We start from the raw sequence: 13,263 nt of genomic DNA, 5'->3' as shown, positions 1-13,263 counted from the left end.
CCGGGGCTTCCCGGCGTCTGTTTTCTCGCTCATCCACGCATGAAAATCCTGGTCATCGGAGCCGGCGCCTGGGGCACGGCTGTAGCCGTGAGCAGCGCCTCCCGGCACGATGTCACCCTGTGGGCGCGCGATGCTGCGCTGGCCAAAGCCTTGCAGGCCAGCCGCGTCAATACCCGCTACCTGCCTGGCGTTCCCCTGCCTGCCGGCCTGCAGCTGCAAGGCGGCGATGTACCTCTGGCAGAGGCGATTCAAGGGCAGGACCTCATCATCCTTGCAACGCCCGTCTCGGCGGCGCGCAGCATGCTGCAGTCCCTGCAGCACGCCAGCGTTCCAGTGGCCTGGCTGAGCAAAGGTTTTGAGGCGCCGCTCGACTCTGCCCCTCCTTCAGCATCATTTGGCCTGATGGTCCATGAAATACGGGCGCAAGCTGCTATCAATTTAAGAGCGGGCGTGCTCAGCGGGCCCAGCTTCGCCCTCGAAGTCGCCCGCGGCCAGCCGACCGCGCTGGTGGCCGCCAGTGAACATCCCGAAGTACGCGAAGCGCTGGTGGCCGCCTTTCACAGCGCCACCCTGCGTGTTTACGCCAATGACGATGTCGTGGGGGTAGAGGTGGGCGGCGCCGTCAAGAACGTGCTGGCCATCGCCACGGGGCTTTGCGACGGATTGCAGCTGGGGCTGAACGCCCGCGCTGCGCTGATCACCCGCGGCCTGGCCGAAATGACCCGGCTGGGTGTCGCGCTGGGCGCGCGGGCCGAAACCTTCACAGGTCTTTCGGGCCTGGGCGATCTGGTATTGACGGCCACCGGCGACCTGAGCCGCAACCGCAAGGTGGGCCTGTTGCTGGCCGAGGGCAAGACGCTGGCGCAAGCGGTGGACTCGCTGGGGCACGTGGCCGAGGGCGTGTATTGCGCCCGCACCGTGGTGCAGCGCGCGGCCGGTTTGGGCATCGAGATGCCGATTGCACAAAGCGTGGTGGCCTTGCTGGACGGCAAGCTCAGGCCGGCTGAGGCTGTGGCGGCGCTGATGGGGCGCGATCCGACTGCTGAACTGGCCTGACCACGCGATCAATTTTTCCAGTTCCCGTTTTTGCTATCGAATTAATAGCTGCTTGCGCTGGTCCCTATTGGTCTAAATCCCTAAAGCATCATTAATCCGCGAAGCAGGGGCCGACCTACTTTCGCAAATGCAGCGTCACCAGCAGCGATGCATCCTGCACGGCAGTCAGGCCGTGTTCCACGCCGCCCGCAAGCCACAGCAGCTGGCCTGCCTTCATGCGCTGGGTTTGCCCCTCTGCCGTGAAGGCCACTTCACCTTCCAGGCATTGCACGGTGATTTCGCCCTTGACCCGGTGCGAGGGCACCAGCTTGCCGGCCGGCACGATGAGGCGCATGACTTCCAGCTCATCGCTTTTGAACAGCGCGACGGTTCGGGCCTCCAGGAGCTTGCCCGCAAGCGGCTGGACGTCGATGAGTTGCCCGGAGGCGGCGTGGGGAATGGCCATGGTGAAACTCCTGCAAAGGTGGCGGCATGTGCCTGAACCAGCTGAAAGCGTTATACCCCAAGGCCCGCCTGGGCCCTAGACCACCTTGTTGTACGCCAGGAAGATGTCGTCGCGAACCCAACCCAGGGACTCATACAGCGCCTGCGCGGTGTGGTTGGTCCTGGCGGTGGTGAGGTCCAGCCGCGCAAAGCCGTGCTGTTTTGCGTGCACGTGGGCGGCCTGCATCAGCGCGCGGCCGGCGCCGCTCTTGCGTGATGCGGGCGCAACATACAGGTCATACAGCGTGTAGATGGGCTGGGCGATCACTGAGCAGAAACCGGGATACAGCTGGCAGAAGCCGGCGAGCGCGCCGGTGCCGGGCGCACCTTCCGGCTCGGCCACCAGGATGACCGATTCGCGGTTTCGCATCCGGTTGCCGATGAAGTCCAGCGCCAGCGCGGCATCGGCGGGCTGTTCGTAAAACTGGCGGTAGGCGTCAAACAGCGCAGCCACGGCAGGCTGGTCGTCCAAAGTGGCAAGGCGTACGGAAGGGGTGTTCATGTTGAGCTGTTAAAAAAGCCAAAAGATCCGCCGTCAGGTGGCGAACCGGTTTTGTTAGAGAAAAATGGCTGCAGCTCAGGCGGGGCGAGCGCAAGCAGCTATCAAAAATGGAGCAACGTGGCAGCCCGCCGGGTTGCCTCCGGCGGTGGCCGGGGTTGGCCGGGGTTTGGCCCGTGCCTAGATTTCCAGGTTGTCAATCAACCGGGTGCTGCCCAGCTTGGCCGCACCCAGCACCACCAGCGGCACATCGGCCAGCGGGCCTTGCGGTGCCAGCAGGTCGGCGCGGCGGCGCACGGTGAGGTAGTCGGGCTTCCAGCCGCGCCGGGCCAGCGCCTGCATGGCCTGCGCTTCCAGGGCTGGCAGGTCAGGCGTGCCGCTGGCGCGGGCGGCCTCGCCCAATGCGCGTATCGCTTTGGACAGCTCCACCGCTTCGGCGCGCTGGGTGGCGTTCAGGTAGCCGTTGCGTGACGACAGCGCCAGGCCGTCTTCGGCGCGCTGGGTTTCACCGGCCAGGATCTCGATCGGCAACGCAAACTGCTGCACCATGCGCCGCACCACCATCACCTGCTGGTAATCCTTCTTGCCGAAAGCCGCCACGCCCGTGGGCATGCCGGCAAACACGCAGGAAAACAGCTTGAGCACCACGGTGCTCACACCGATGAAAAAACCGGGCCTGAAGTGGCCTTCAAGGATGTCGCTCAAGTCGGTGGCCGGATGCACCTTGTAGCTTTGCGGCTCGGGGTAAAGGTGTTTTTCCAGCGGGGCAAACAGCACGTTGCAGCCGGCCTCTTTCAGGCGCTCGGCATCGGCGTCCAGCGTGCGTGGGTAGCTGTCGAAGTCTTCATGCGGCGCGAACTGCAGGCGGTTCACGAAGATGCTGGAGACGCTCACGTCGCCCAGCGGCTTGGCCTGCTTGACGAGCGCGATGTGGCCGTCGTGCAGATTGCCCATGGTGGGCACGAAGGAAGGGCGTTTGAACGGGCTGAGGGCCTCGCGCAGCTCCGGGATGGTGTGGACGATCTGCATCTTGTCTCCTGAAAGGGGCGCGTGGGGCTACCAGGCGTGGGTGGCGTTCACCGGAAAGCTGCCGTCTTTCACGGCGCGTACATAGGCTTCCATGGCGCCGCGCACACTGGCGGTCTTGTTGTCCGGGCCTTCCATGAAGTTGCGTACAAACTTCGGCATCTTGCCCAGGTTCATGCCCAGCATGTCGTGAAGCACCAGCACCTGGCCGGCAGTGCCGTTGCCCGCACCAATGCCGATGGTGGCGCAATGCGTGAGCTCCTGAGTGAGCGTGGCCGACAGGGCTGCGGGCACCATTTCCAGCACCATCATGGCGGCGCCTGCGTCCTGCAGCTCGCGCGCGTGGCGCGTCATCGCGGCAGCGGCTTCGTCTCCCTTGCCCTGCACGCGGTAGCCGCCCAGCGCGTGCACGGTTTGCGGTGTCAGCCCCAGGTGGGCGCAGACCGGGATGCCGCGCTCGACCAGAAAACGCGTCGTCTCGGCCGTCCAGCCGCCGCCTTCGAGCTTGACCATGTGGGCGCCGGCCTGCATCAGCACCGCGGCACTGCGCAGCGCCTGCTCTTTGGACTCGTGGTAACTGCCAAACGGCAAATCGCCGATCAGCCAGGCCGTGGCCTGCGAGCGGCGCAGGCCGTTGGCCACGCATTCGGTGTGGTGGCGCATGGTCTCCAGGGTCACGCCGACGGTGCTGGTCAGGCCCTGGCAGACCATGCCCAGCGAGTCGCCCACCAGGATGCATTCCACGCCCGCCGCATCGGCCACGGCGGCAAAGGTGGCGTCGTAGGCGGTCAGCATGGTGATCTTTTCGCCATGCGCCTGCATTTCGCGCAGGCGCGGCAGGCTGACCGGCTTGCGCGCAGGCGGCGTGGCAGGCGTAGACGAAGGCGGCAGCGTGCCGTAGGGCGTGACGGAAGTATTGGCAGGTGTCGTCATGGGGCAGGTCCGGAATTTAGCGAGAGTCTAACCAGCTTCGCCGTGCTTTTTTGCCGGCGGTTTAGAGAGGCCGGACAAAGGCCGGGAAACGGATGGTTTCGCGAACGAATTAGCGCACTTCGGGCGCAGACCGGCTCATGCCCAGGCGTTCCAGCAGCTTTACATCGGCGTCGGTATCGGGGTTGCCGGTGGTCAGCAGCTTGTCGCCGTAAAAAATTGAATTGGCGCCGGCCAGGAAGCACAGCGCCTGCACGCCGTCACCCATCTGCTGGCGGCCGGCCGACAGGCGCACACGTGCGGTCGGCATGGTGATGCGGGCCACGGCAATCGTGCGCACGAATTCAAACGGGTCCAGGTCGGCCTGGTTGGCCAGCGGCGTGCCTTCAATTTTCACCAGATTGTTGATGGGCACTGACTCGGGGTAGGGCGTGAGGTTGGCGAGTTCGGCCACCAGGCCGGCGCGCTGGCGGCGCGTCTCACCCATGCCGACGATGCCGCCGCAGCAGACCTTGACGCCGGCGCTGCGCACGCGCGCCAGTGTGTCCAGGCGGTCCTGGTAGTCGCGCGTGGTGATGATGTCGCCGTAAAAATCAGGCGCGCTGTCGAGGTTGTGGTTGTAGTAGTCCAGGCCCGCGCTTTGCAGTGTTTGCGCGTGGCCGTCTTCCAGCATGCCCAGCGTGGCGCAGGTCTCCAGGCCCAGCGCTTTCACGGTGCGCACCAGCTCGGCGACTTTTTCAATGTCGCGGTCTTTGGGCGAGCGCCACGCGGCGCCCATGCAAAAACGTGTGGCGCCCGCGGCCTGCGCACGTTGGGCGGCGGCCAGCACCTCGGCCGGCTCCATCAGCTTGCTGGCTTCCACGCCGGTGTCGTAGCGCGCGGCCTGCGGGCAGTAGCCGCAGTCTTCGGCGCAGCCGCCGGTTTTCACGGACAGCAGCGTGGCGAATTCGATGTGCGTGGGGTCGAAGTTTTCGCGGTGCACCGTTTGGGCGCGGTGCATCAGTTCCGGAAAAGGCAGATTGAACAGCGCTTCGATGGCGTCTACGCTCCAGCGTTCGGCGCCGGCCTTTTCAGCTGGCGATGGCTGAGGGCGCGGGCGGTGGAGCGTGATGGTTTGTTCTGCAACGTGGGACATGGTTCTCTTTCCTTTCGGGGAATGGTTTTTGAGTCTATCTGATGCGTTTTTCTGAAGCCTGCTTCAGCCTGGCAGCGGATGCTTTGCCAGGGCCGTCAGGGCTTCGACCAGCAGGTCGATATCGGCTTCGGTGTGCGCGGCCGACAGCGCAATGCGAAGGCGTGCCGTGCCTTCGGGCACGGTAGGCGGGCGAATCGCCGGCACCCAGATGCCGCGTGCGCGCAGGCCCTCCATCACGGCCAGGGCTTCGTCGTTGCGGCCGATCAGCAGCGGCTGGATGGCCGTCTGCGAGGGCGGCAGTTGCCAGTGGCTGCCTTTCAGGCCCGCCAGCAAGCCGCTGCGCAACCGCACAATGAGTTGCTGCAAATGCGTGCGGCGCCAGTCATCCTGTTCAATCAGCGCAAGGCTGGCACGCAGCGCGCTGGCCAGCAGCGCCGGCGCGGCAGTCGCAAAAATATAACTTCGGGTTTTTTGCAGCAGCCATTCAACCAGGGCCTCGTCGCCCGCCACAAACGCGCCCGCCACACCAGCCGCCTTGCCCAGCGTGGCCATGTAGAGCACGCGGCGCGAGGCCTTGGCGCCATACAACCCCGCGGCGGCCAGGCTGCCGCGCCCTTGCGGGCCCAGCACGCCAAAGCCATGTGCATCGTCCAGCAGCAGCAGGGCGTCATGGCGCTCACACAGCACCAGCAGGGCGGGAATGTCGGCGCTATCTCCGTCCATGCTGAACACCGCGTCGCTGATCACCAGCTTGCGCGGCGCGTCGCTTTGCGCAAGTTCGCGATCCAGCGCGTCCAGGTCGGTGTGTGCGTAGCGGTGGATTTTTGCGCGCGACAGCCTTGCGCCGTCAATCAGGCAGGCGTGATTCAGCGCATCCGAAAAGATCGCGTCGCTTGCGCCCACCAGCGCCGGCACGATGCCGATGTTGGTGGCGTAGCCCGCGTAAAAATACAACGCGCGCGGCAGGCCGACGAAGGCCGCGAGTTCGCGTTCCAGCGCCTCGTTGGCGGCGCTGTGGCCGCTGACCAGTGGCGACGCGCCCGACCCGACACCGTAGGCTTGTGCGCCGGTGCAAGCCGCCTGCACCAGGGCCGGGTGTGTGGCCAGACCCAGGTAGTCGTTGCTGCAAAAGGCCAGCATGCTTTGCCCGTCAATCGAGAGGTGTGCGCCGCTTTCAGGCATGACGACGCGGCGCTGGCGGCGCAGGTGGGCGCGGTCGAGTTCAGCCACACGTGCCGGAAATTCGTCGAGCCAGGAGGCGGAAGACAAGGTGGTAGTGATGTTTATTGCCATTCGTCGGGAAGGTTGATGGCGACTGTGCGCGCGTCTATGCCGGGCTGCCAGCCGATGGTGGCCAGCAGGGGCGCCTGCAATTGCCGCTGTAAAAAAGCAATGTTGTCATCCTGCGCCAGCATGGCGGGATCAATGTGGTTGGCCACCCAGCCGGCCAGCGTAAGGCAGCGTGCGCGTATGGCATCCGCAGTGAGCAGTGCGTGGTTCAGGCATCCCAGCCGCAATCCCACCACCAGCACCACGGGCAGGCCCAGTGCTTCGGCCAGGTCTGCACCGGTTTCGGTCGGCGAGAGCGGCACATGAAAACCTCCCGCACCCTCCACCACCACGGCGTCGGCCAATTGTGCGAGCCGGCGGTGGCAGCCCGCCAGGTGGGCAATGTCAATGTGTGCACCGACGCGCGCCGCGGCGATGTGCGGTGACATCGGGTCGGCCAGCAGAACCGGGTTGTCGAGTTCGGGCGGTACGCGGCAGGTGGAGGCGGCGCGCAGGGCCAGCACGTCTTCATTGGCGTCGACACCGTCAATCTGCATCGTACCTGCCGCCACGGGTTTCATGCCCACCACACGCAGATGCCGGCGGGCCAGCGCATGCAACAGTGCAGTGCTGGCCAGCGTTTTGCCTACGCCGGTGTCGGTGCCGGTCACAAACATCGAAACCGTCCTGTGCGCCGCTTCAGCCATGGGCACCCTCTTCTTCGGCGAGGGTCGCATCAAGCGCTGCCAGGGCGCCGCGCGCCAGGTGATCCATCGCCTCTTCGTCCATCACATACGGAGGCATGGCGTAGACCGTGTGGCCGATTGGGCGCAGCAAGACACCGTTGGCCATGGCGTGCTGCGTGTAGCGGCGTGCGAAGTGGGGCGCCGTCGTGGGCTCGATGTCCCAAGCCCAGATCATGCCCAGCCTGCGCGCGTTCCGTACAGCAGAGTGCTGAGTCAGCGGTGTGAAGGCCAGGTCCAGGGTGTTGGCCAGGACTGCGTTGTCTGCCAGTACATCGGTTTGCCCGAACAGCTCCAGCGTGGCCAGCGCGGCGCGGCAGGCCAGCGGGTTGCCGGTGTAGGAATGCGAATGCAAAAAGCCGCGCGCCACGTCGTCGTCGTAAAACGCTTCGTAGACGGTATCGGTGGTCAGCACGGCCGACAGTGGTAGCGTGCCGCCCGTGAGGCCTTTCGATAGACAGATGAAGTCAGGCCGTATGCCTGCGTGCTGATGCGCGAACATGGTGCCGGTGCGGCCAAATCCGGTGGCAATTTCATCGGCAATCAAATGCACTTCATAGCGGTCGCACAGTGCGCGCGCTTCGCGCAGGTAGGCGGCATCGTGCATGGCCATGCCGGCCGCGCATTGCACCATGGGCTCCAGGATGAGCGCGGCGGTTTGTGCATGATGCTGCTCCAGCCAGCTTTGCAGGTCTGCGGCTGCGTGACGTGCTACGTCTGCAGCGCTTTCACTGGGCTGCGCGCCGCGTGCGTCGGGGCTGGGCACGGTGGCTGCCAGCCGCACCAGCGGCGCATAGGCTTCACGAAAAATGGCAATGTCCGTCACGGCCAGTGCGCCCACGGTTTCGCCGTGGTAACCGCCTGCCAGCCCGATGAAGCGGCACTTTTCAGGCTTTCCGGTGTTGCGCCAGTAATGCGCACTCATCTTCAGCGCGATCTCTGTGGCGCTGGCGCCGTCGCTGCCGTAAAAAGCATGGCCCAGCCCGGTCAATGCGCCCAGCCGCTCAGACAGCTCCACCACCGGCTGGTGCGTGAAACCGGCCAGCATGACGTGGTCAAGCCGGTCCAGCTGGTCGCGCAGCGCCGCCTTGATGTGCGGATGGCCGTGGCCGAACAGGTTGACCCACCAGGAACTGATGCCGTCCAGGTAGCGCCGGCCTTCAAAGTCGTACAGCCAGACCCCTTCGGCCCTGGCGATGGGTACCGGGGGATGCGACTCGTGCAGCTTCATCTGCGTGCAGGGGTGCCACACATGGCGCAGGCTGCGCTGGATCATTGAGAGGTTGTCCATGAAGACCCGTGGTGAAGAGTGGAGGGCGAAAGCTCAGGCGTGCGCTGCAAGCCGGTGCTAAAGCGCGAGTCGGGTGCGGGTCAGGGCTTCTGGACCGGAATGGTCGAGCGCTCCTCCTTGATGCGGTTGTCCGGATTGACGAACACCAGCTTGGGGCTGAAGCCCGCGACATGCTCTTCATGCACCTGCGCAAACGCCGCAATGATGACCAGGTCGCCCACGGCAGCCCGCCGCGCGGCGGAACCATTGACCGAGATGATGCGGCTGCCGCGCTCAGCGCGGATGGCGTAGGTGATAAAGCGTTCACCGTTGTTGATGTTCCAGATGTGCACCTGTTCGTTCTCGGCGATGTTGGCGGCATCCAGCAGGTCTTCGTCGATGGCGCAGGAGCCTTCGTAGTTGAGTTCGCAGTGGGTCACCGCAGCGCGGTGAATCTTGGACTTGAGCAGTGTTCTGAACATGGTGTGTGGAGGGTGTACTCAGGCAAAAGGAAAACGCCGGGGTGGGCGAAAGGGGGCCGGCGGCGGGCAGCGGCAGGTGGCGCTGTAACATTCGCGGCAGTTTTGAGGTCTACTCAATAGTTTAGTGCAGGGTACTGCGCGGTTTCTTTCTTAGATTACTTATGAAAAAGTCATTTGATTTCACGACTGAAGCGCTGGGCGCCCTGGCCCGGGCGGATGCGGCACGCGCGCTGGCCGAGGACATCGGCAGCGGCGACCTGACCGCCGCACTAATTGACCCGGCCCGCCAGGCACGGGCGCAGGTGGTGGCGCGTGAAAGCGCGGTGGTGTGTGGCAGCGCCTGGGTTGAGGCGACGATGCTGCAACTGGACCCACAGGCCCAACTGATCTGGCACGTCAAGGACGGCGAGCGCTGCGAAGCCGGCCAGGTGGTGTTTGAGGTGCGCGGGCTGGCCCGTGCCCTGCTGTCGGCTGAACGCACAGCCCTCAATTTTTTACAGCTGTTAAGCGCCGTTGCGAGTAAAACGGCTGTTTATGTTGACATCGTGAAAGGCACGCGGGCCGCTATCGTGGACACGCGCAAAACTCTTCCCGGCCTGCGGCTGGCGCAGAAGTACGCGGTTGCCGCGGGCGGCGGAACCAACCACCGGGTGGGTTTGTACGACGCCGTGCTCATCAAGGAAAACCACATCGCGGCCGCGGGCGGCATTGCGCAGGTGCTGGCACGCGCCGCTGATGTCGCCGCGCAGGCCGATTTTGTGGAGATTGAGGTCGAGAACCTGGACGAGCTGGCGCAGGCGCTGAATGCCGGTGCGCGCATGGTGCTGCTCGACAACATGAGCCTGCCCGACCTGAAAGAAGCCGTGCGCATCAACAACGGGCGAGCGATTCTGGAAATTTCGGGCGGTGTCACCCTGGAGGGCCTGCGCACCCTGGCCGAAACCGGTGTAGACCGGATTTCCATCGGCACCCTGACCAAGGATGTGCGGGCGATTGATTTTTCCATGCGCTTTGACGCCGAGAGCACGGTGGCGGCATGAGCGTGGTTTTGCCCGTCATCCGTGTGGACTACGAGCAGCCCGAGGGCGCGGCTTGCAGCACGCACCAGGCTTGGGCCCGTGTGCCGGCCGAGCCCACGCAGGCCGAGCGCACCGTGCTGAAGGCCCGCATCCGCGAACTGCTCAAGGCCCGCAACGCCGTCATGGTATCGCACTACTACGTACACCCCGACCTGCAGGACCTGGCCGAAGAAACCGGCGGCCTGGTGTCGGACTCGCTGGAGATGGCGCGCTTTGGTCGTGACCATGCGGCACAGACGCTGGTGGTATCGGGTGTGCGCTTTATGGGCGAGACGGCGAAAATACTTTCACCTGAAAAACGCGTGCTGATGCCTGACCCCGACGCGACCTGTTCGCTTGATTTGGGCTGCCCGGTGGATGAATTCAGCGCGTTTTGCGATGCCCACCCGGACCGCGCGGTGGTGGTGTATGCCAACACCAGTGCCGCTGTGAAGGCGCGGGCAGACTGGGTGGTGACATCCAGCTGCGCGCTCGACATCGTGCGTGCGCTCAAAGACCAGGGCCAGAAAATCCTCTGGGCACCCGACCGGCACTTGGGCAGCTACATCCAGCGCGAAACCGGTGCCGACATGGTGTTCTGGAATGGCGCCTGCATCGTGCACGACGAATTCAAGGCCTTTGAACTGCAGGCCCTGAAAAAAGAGCACCCCGGCGCAAAAGTGCTGGTGCACCCCGAGTCCCCTGCGGATGTGGTGGCGCTGGCCGATGCGGTGGGCTCAACTTCGGGAATTTTGAAGGCGGCGCATGAGATGGACGCGCGCGAATTCATTGTGGCGACCGACAACGGCATGCTGCACAAGCTGCGCACGCTTAACCCCGGCAAAGTGTTTATTGAAGCCCCCACCGCCGGCAACAGCGCTACCTGCAAAAGCTGCGCGCACTGCCCGTGGATGGCCATGAACGGCCTGGCCGGGCTGGCCCATGTGCTGGAAACCGGTGCGCATGAAGTGACGATAGACCCCGCGCTGGGCCTGCGTGCCCGGTTGCCGATAGACCGCATGCTGGCTTTCACCGCCGCCCTGAAAAACGGCCAGCCCACCGCAGGCCTGGTGCCGCATATCGGTGCGGCCTGACGCCGGGTTCCGGCACCTAGATGCTACTGTTTTGATAGCTGCTTGCGCCCGCCAGGTATGCGTTAGAGGCCTGAATGACCCCTATTGCCGCATGCATTGATTTTTCAGACCCGCATGACAATACAGCGCCGCGCCTGCGCCGTGCCTTTGGTGCGCCGCGTGCGGTGCTGGTGGCGCGCACGCTCGATGAAGTATGGACGGTGCTGGATGCCGTGCAGGCCGCTGCCGCACAGGGCGCCTGGTGTGTGGGTTACCTGCGCTATGAAGCCGCACCGGCTTTTGATGCCGCGCTGGCTGTGCACGATGCGGATGGGCCGCTGGCCTGGTTTGCGGTGCACGACGAAGCCTTGCCCTGGCCGCGAACCGTACCAGGTGCCGATGTGCAGGTGCAGTGGCAGCCGGGGCTGGATCGCCCGGCTTTTGACGAGGCGCTCGGCTCGTTGCATCGGGCGATTGCCAACGGCGCGTACTACCAGGTTAACTTCACGGCCCAGATGACCGGCCGGTTGCTGCCGGGCCAGGAAGCCGCACCGGCCCACGCCCTGTTTGGCGCCCTGCAGCGCGCGCAGCCCGGTGGTTACGCGGCCTTTCTGGATACTGGTGATGAGCAGTTTTTGTCGGTGTCGCCCGAGCTGTTTTTTGATTGGCGCGGCGGCCAGCTTCTGACCCGGCCGATGAAGGGTACGGCGCCGCGCGGCACGACGCCCGAAAGCGATGCGGCCCAGGCCGAAACGCTGCGCGCCTCAGTCAAGGAGCGTGCCGAGAACGTGATGATCGTGGACCTGCTGCGCAATGACCTGTCGCGCATCGCCGAACCCTTCAGCGTACGCGTTCCGCGCCTGTTTCACACCGAGGCGCTGCCTGCGGTATGGCAGATGACCTCCGACGTCGAGGCGCGCACGCGGCCCGGCTGTAGCCTGGCCGAGGTGTTCGCTGCGCTGTTCCCCTGCGGGTCCATCACCGGCGCACCGAAGGTACGGGCCATGCAAGCGATTCGTGAGCTGGAAGCCGGGCCGCGCGGTGTGTATTGCGGGGCCATCGGCGTGGTGCAGCCCGGCGGCGCGGCGACTTTCAACGTGCCGATCCGCACCGTCAGCCTGCGCGGCGCCCAGGCCCGCTGCGGCATCGGAAGCGGCATCACCTCGGGCTCCGTGGCTGAAGGAGAATGGCAGGAGTGGCGCCACAAGCAGGCTTTCCTGGAGCGCGCCAGCTTGCCCTTCGACATTCTGGAAACCCTGGCGCTGGAGGTGGGCCAGTTACGCCACAGGGATGTGCACCTGGCGCGCATGGCCGCTTCTGCTGCCCACTTTGGCCACCGATGGGATGCGACGCAAGCCCATGCGTGCCTGCAGGCCTTGGCCGAGGCGCACCCGCAGGGCCTCTGGCGCGTGCGGCTACTGCTCGGTGCCAGTGGAAATTTCACTGGCCAGGCTTATGCCATGGAGCCGTCGCCGCCCCAGGTGCGCCTGCAACTGGCCCGCCGCCCGCTGGAGGTGGCTCACGGCGAATTTGTGCGCTTTAAAACAACACGCCGCGCGCATTACGACGCCTTCACGCCCGCAGCACCTGACGTGTTTGACAGCGTGCTTTGGAATGCTGAGGGCGAGATCACCGAATGCACACGCGGCAACATCGCGATGCGGGTGGCGGGCCGCTGGGTCACGCCGCCGCTGGCCTGCGGGCTGCTGCCGGGCGTGGGGCGCGCGCTGGCCTTGCAGGAAGGCCGACTCAGCGAAGCTGTCGTGCGGATCGACGCCTTGGCAACGGTGGAGGCCTGGGCTTTTGTGAACAGCCTCAGGGGCTGGATAGGCGCGACCCTTGTCTGAGCCCGGCTCGTATAAAACCGTTAAAGCTTTTCCTTGACGTAGGAAGCGCGGTCCATGTCCACCATCTCCACGCTCAGCTGCACCATCACGCCCGCTGGCCGCGGGGTCAGGCGGCGCAGCACGTCAGCGATGCGCGCGCCCAGGTCCTTCTTGGCTTCCGGCGTGCGGCCCGACAGCAATCGTAGCTGGGCATGAACAAAAGCGCGTGAGGCCGGTGCCGTGCCGATTTCAAAATCGTCCAGCGCGACCAGCCGGGTCTTCAGGTCGGATTCATCCTGTATTTCAGGGCTGCCGGCGACGGCCTGGTTCAGCGCCTGAAGCGCTTCGGCCCTGGGAAAGCCGGCCAGGTTGCTGGAGTATTCAACGATCAGGTGAGGCATGTGGGTTCTGAA

Annotated in this window: 14 protein-coding genes; 4 read left to right on the top strand and 10 right to left on the bottom strand. The window is 65.1% G+C overall.

Features of this window, described 5'->3' with window-relative positions; genetic code table 11:
• Nucleotides 1-39 precede the first annotated feature (39 nt).
• Complete coding sequence (locus AC1DZE_RS10305; protein WP_477673509.1) at nt 40-1,056, top strand: NAD(P)H-dependent glycerol-3-phosphate dehydrogenase; 1,017 nt, start codon at nt 40-42, stop codon at nt 1,054-1,056.
• Between the two features lie 115 nt (nt 1,057-1,171).
• On the opposite strand, the gene AC1DZE_RS10300 is transcribed toward AC1DZE_RS10305, so the two are convergent.
• The 9 genes from AC1DZE_RS10300 to panD all read right to left on the bottom strand — a co-directional run bounded on the left by AC1DZE_RS10300 (nt 1,172) and on the right by panD (nt 8,893).
• Nucleotides 1,172-1,501: a cupin domain-containing protein gene (locus AC1DZE_RS10300; protein WP_457279628.1), complete on the bottom strand. Its 330-nt coding sequence runs from the start codon at nt 1,499-1,501 to the stop codon at nt 1,172-1,174.
• A 75-nt stretch (nt 1,502-1,576) separates the two neighbouring features.
• Complete coding sequence (locus tag AC1DZE_RS10295) at nt 1,577-2,041, bottom strand: N-acetyltransferase family protein (protein ID WP_477666091.1); 465 nt, start codon at nt 2,039-2,041, stop codon at nt 1,577-1,579.
• Nucleotides 2,042-2,218: 177 nt separating this feature from the next.
• Nucleotides 2,219-3,067 (bottom strand): pantoate--beta-alanine ligase, encoded by an 849-nt coding sequence (gene panC / locus AC1DZE_RS10290; RefSeq protein WP_477669798.1) that lies wholly within the window; start codon nt 3,065-3,067, stop codon nt 2,219-2,221.
• 27 nt (nt 3,068-3,094) lie between these two features.
• Nucleotides 3,095-3,997 (bottom strand): 3-methyl-2-oxobutanoate hydroxymethyltransferase, encoded by a 903-nt coding sequence (gene panB, locus AC1DZE_RS10285; protein ID WP_477673507.1) that lies wholly within the window; start codon nt 3,995-3,997, stop codon nt 3,095-3,097.
• 109 nt (nt 3,998-4,106) lie between these two features.
• Nucleotides 4,107-5,129, bottom strand: coding sequence for a biotin synthase BioB (gene bioB, locus AC1DZE_RS10280; protein WP_477700009.1), 1,023 nt, complete (start codon nt 5,127-5,129; stop codon nt 4,107-4,109).
• A gap of 63 nt (nt 5,130-5,192) precedes the next feature.
• Complete coding sequence (gene bioF / locus AC1DZE_RS10275; protein ID WP_477669795.1) at nt 5,193-6,422, bottom strand: 8-amino-7-oxononanoate synthase; 1,230 nt, start codon at nt 6,420-6,422, stop codon at nt 5,193-5,195.
• Nucleotides 6,413-7,105: a dethiobiotin synthase gene (bioD, locus tag AC1DZE_RS10270; RefSeq protein WP_477669794.1), complete on the bottom strand. Its 693-nt coding sequence runs from the start codon at nt 7,103-7,105 to the stop codon at nt 6,413-6,415. Before bioD ends, bioF begins: the two co-directional genes overlap by 10 nt.
• Nucleotides 7,098-8,432: an adenosylmethionine--8-amino-7-oxononanoate transaminase gene (gene bioA, locus AC1DZE_RS10265; RefSeq protein WP_477669793.1), complete on the bottom strand. Its 1,335-nt coding sequence runs from the start codon at nt 8,430-8,432 to the stop codon at nt 7,098-7,100. Before bioA ends, bioD begins: the two co-directional genes overlap by 8 nt.
• A gap of 80 nt (nt 8,433-8,512) precedes the next feature.
• The gene (gene panD, locus AC1DZE_RS10260; protein WP_477648477.1) at nt 8,513-8,893 is read right to left on the bottom strand and encodes an aspartate 1-decarboxylase; all 381 of its coding nucleotides are present in this window, start codon (nt 8,891-8,893) and stop codon (nt 8,513-8,515) included.
• 161 nt (nt 8,894-9,054) lie between these two features.
• On the opposite strand from panD, the gene nadC reads away from it, so the two are divergent.
• The 3 genes from nadC (at nt 9,055) to pabB (ending at nt 12,871) form a co-directional block, all read left to right on the top strand.
• A complete protein-coding gene (gene nadC, locus AC1DZE_RS10255) occupies nt 9,055-9,933 on the top strand; it encodes a carboxylating nicotinate-nucleotide diphosphorylase (protein ID WP_477673341.1) in 879 nt (292 codons plus the stop codon).
• On the top strand, nt 9,930-11,045 hold the full coding sequence (gene nadA / locus AC1DZE_RS10250; protein WP_477673342.1) for a quinolinate synthase NadA: 1,116 nt from the start codon (nt 9,930-9,932) through the stop codon (nt 11,043-11,045). The genes nadC and nadA overlap by 4 nt, the downstream gene beginning before the upstream one ends.
• A gap of 74 nt (nt 11,046-11,119) precedes the next feature.
• Entirely contained in the window at nt 11,120-12,871 is a 1,752-nt protein-coding gene (gene pabB, locus AC1DZE_RS10245; RefSeq protein WP_477700008.1) for an aminodeoxychorismate synthase component I, read from the top strand.
• Between the two features lie 20 nt (nt 12,872-12,891).
• On the opposite strand, the gene AC1DZE_RS10240 is transcribed toward pabB, so the two are convergent.
• Nucleotides 12,892-13,251, bottom strand: coding sequence for a 5-carboxymethyl-2-hydroxymuconate Delta-isomerase (locus tag AC1DZE_RS10240; protein ID WP_477669789.1), 360 nt, complete (start codon nt 13,249-13,251; stop codon nt 12,892-12,894).
• Nucleotides 13,252-13,263: the final 12 nt, after the last annotated feature.

The sequence above is a fragment of the Polaromonas sp. P1_F1 genome (assembly GCF_056405795.1).
Note: the sequence above shows the minus strand (reverse complement) of the source record. Positions and strands in the feature narration are given on the sequence as shown.

Bases quoted from the DNA above. Each gene is read 5' to 3' on its own strand.
- panC (WP_477669798.1), bottom strand. From the start codon at position 3,067: ATGCAGATCGTCCACACCATCCCGGAGCTGCGCGAGGCCCTCAGCCCG.
- AC1DZE_RS10240 (WP_477669789.1), bottom strand. From the start codon at position 13,251: ATGCCTCACCTGATCGTTGAATACTCCAGCAACCTGGCCGGCTTTCCC.
- panB (WP_477673507.1), bottom strand. From the start codon at position 3,997: ATGACGACACCTGCCAATACTTCCGTCACGCCCTACGGCACGCTGCCG.
- AC1DZE_RS10300 (WP_457279628.1), bottom strand. From the start codon at position 1,501: ATGGCCATTCCCCACGCCGCCTCCGGGCAACTCATCGACGTCCAGCCG.
- nadA (WP_477673342.1), top strand. From the start codon at position 9,930: ATGAGCGTGGTTTTGCCCGTCATCCGTGTGGACTACGAGCAGCCCGAG.
- bioB (WP_477700009.1), bottom strand. From the start codon at position 5,129: ATGTCCCACGTTGCAGAACAAACCATCACGCTCCACCGCCCGCGCCCT.
- AC1DZE_RS10295 (WP_477666091.1), bottom strand. From the start codon at position 2,041: ATGAACACCCCTTCCGTACGCCTTGCCACTTTGGACGACCAGCCTGCC.
- AC1DZE_RS10305 (WP_477673509.1), top strand. From the start codon at position 40: ATGAAAATCCTGGTCATCGGAGCCGGCGCCTGGGGCACGGCTGTAGCC.
- bioA (WP_477669793.1), bottom strand. From the start codon at position 8,432: ATGGACAACCTCTCAATGATCCAGCGCAGCCTGCGCCATGTGTGGCAC.
- panD (WP_477648477.1), bottom strand. From the start codon at position 8,893: ATGTTCAGAACACTGCTCAAGTCCAAGATTCACCGCGCTGCGGTGACC.
- pabB (WP_477700008.1), top strand. From the start codon at position 11,120: ATGACCCCTATTGCCGCATGCATTGATTTTTCAGACCCGCATGACAAT.
- nadC (WP_477673341.1), top strand. From the start codon at position 9,055: ATGAAAAAGTCATTTGATTTCACGACTGAAGCGCTGGGCGCCCTGGCC.
- bioF (WP_477669795.1), bottom strand. From the start codon at position 6,422: ATGGCAATAAACATCACTACCACCTTGTCTTCCGCCTCCTGGCTCGAC.
- bioD (WP_477669794.1), bottom strand. From the start codon at position 7,105: ATGGCTGAAGCGGCGCACAGGACGGTTTCGATGTTTGTGACCGGCACC.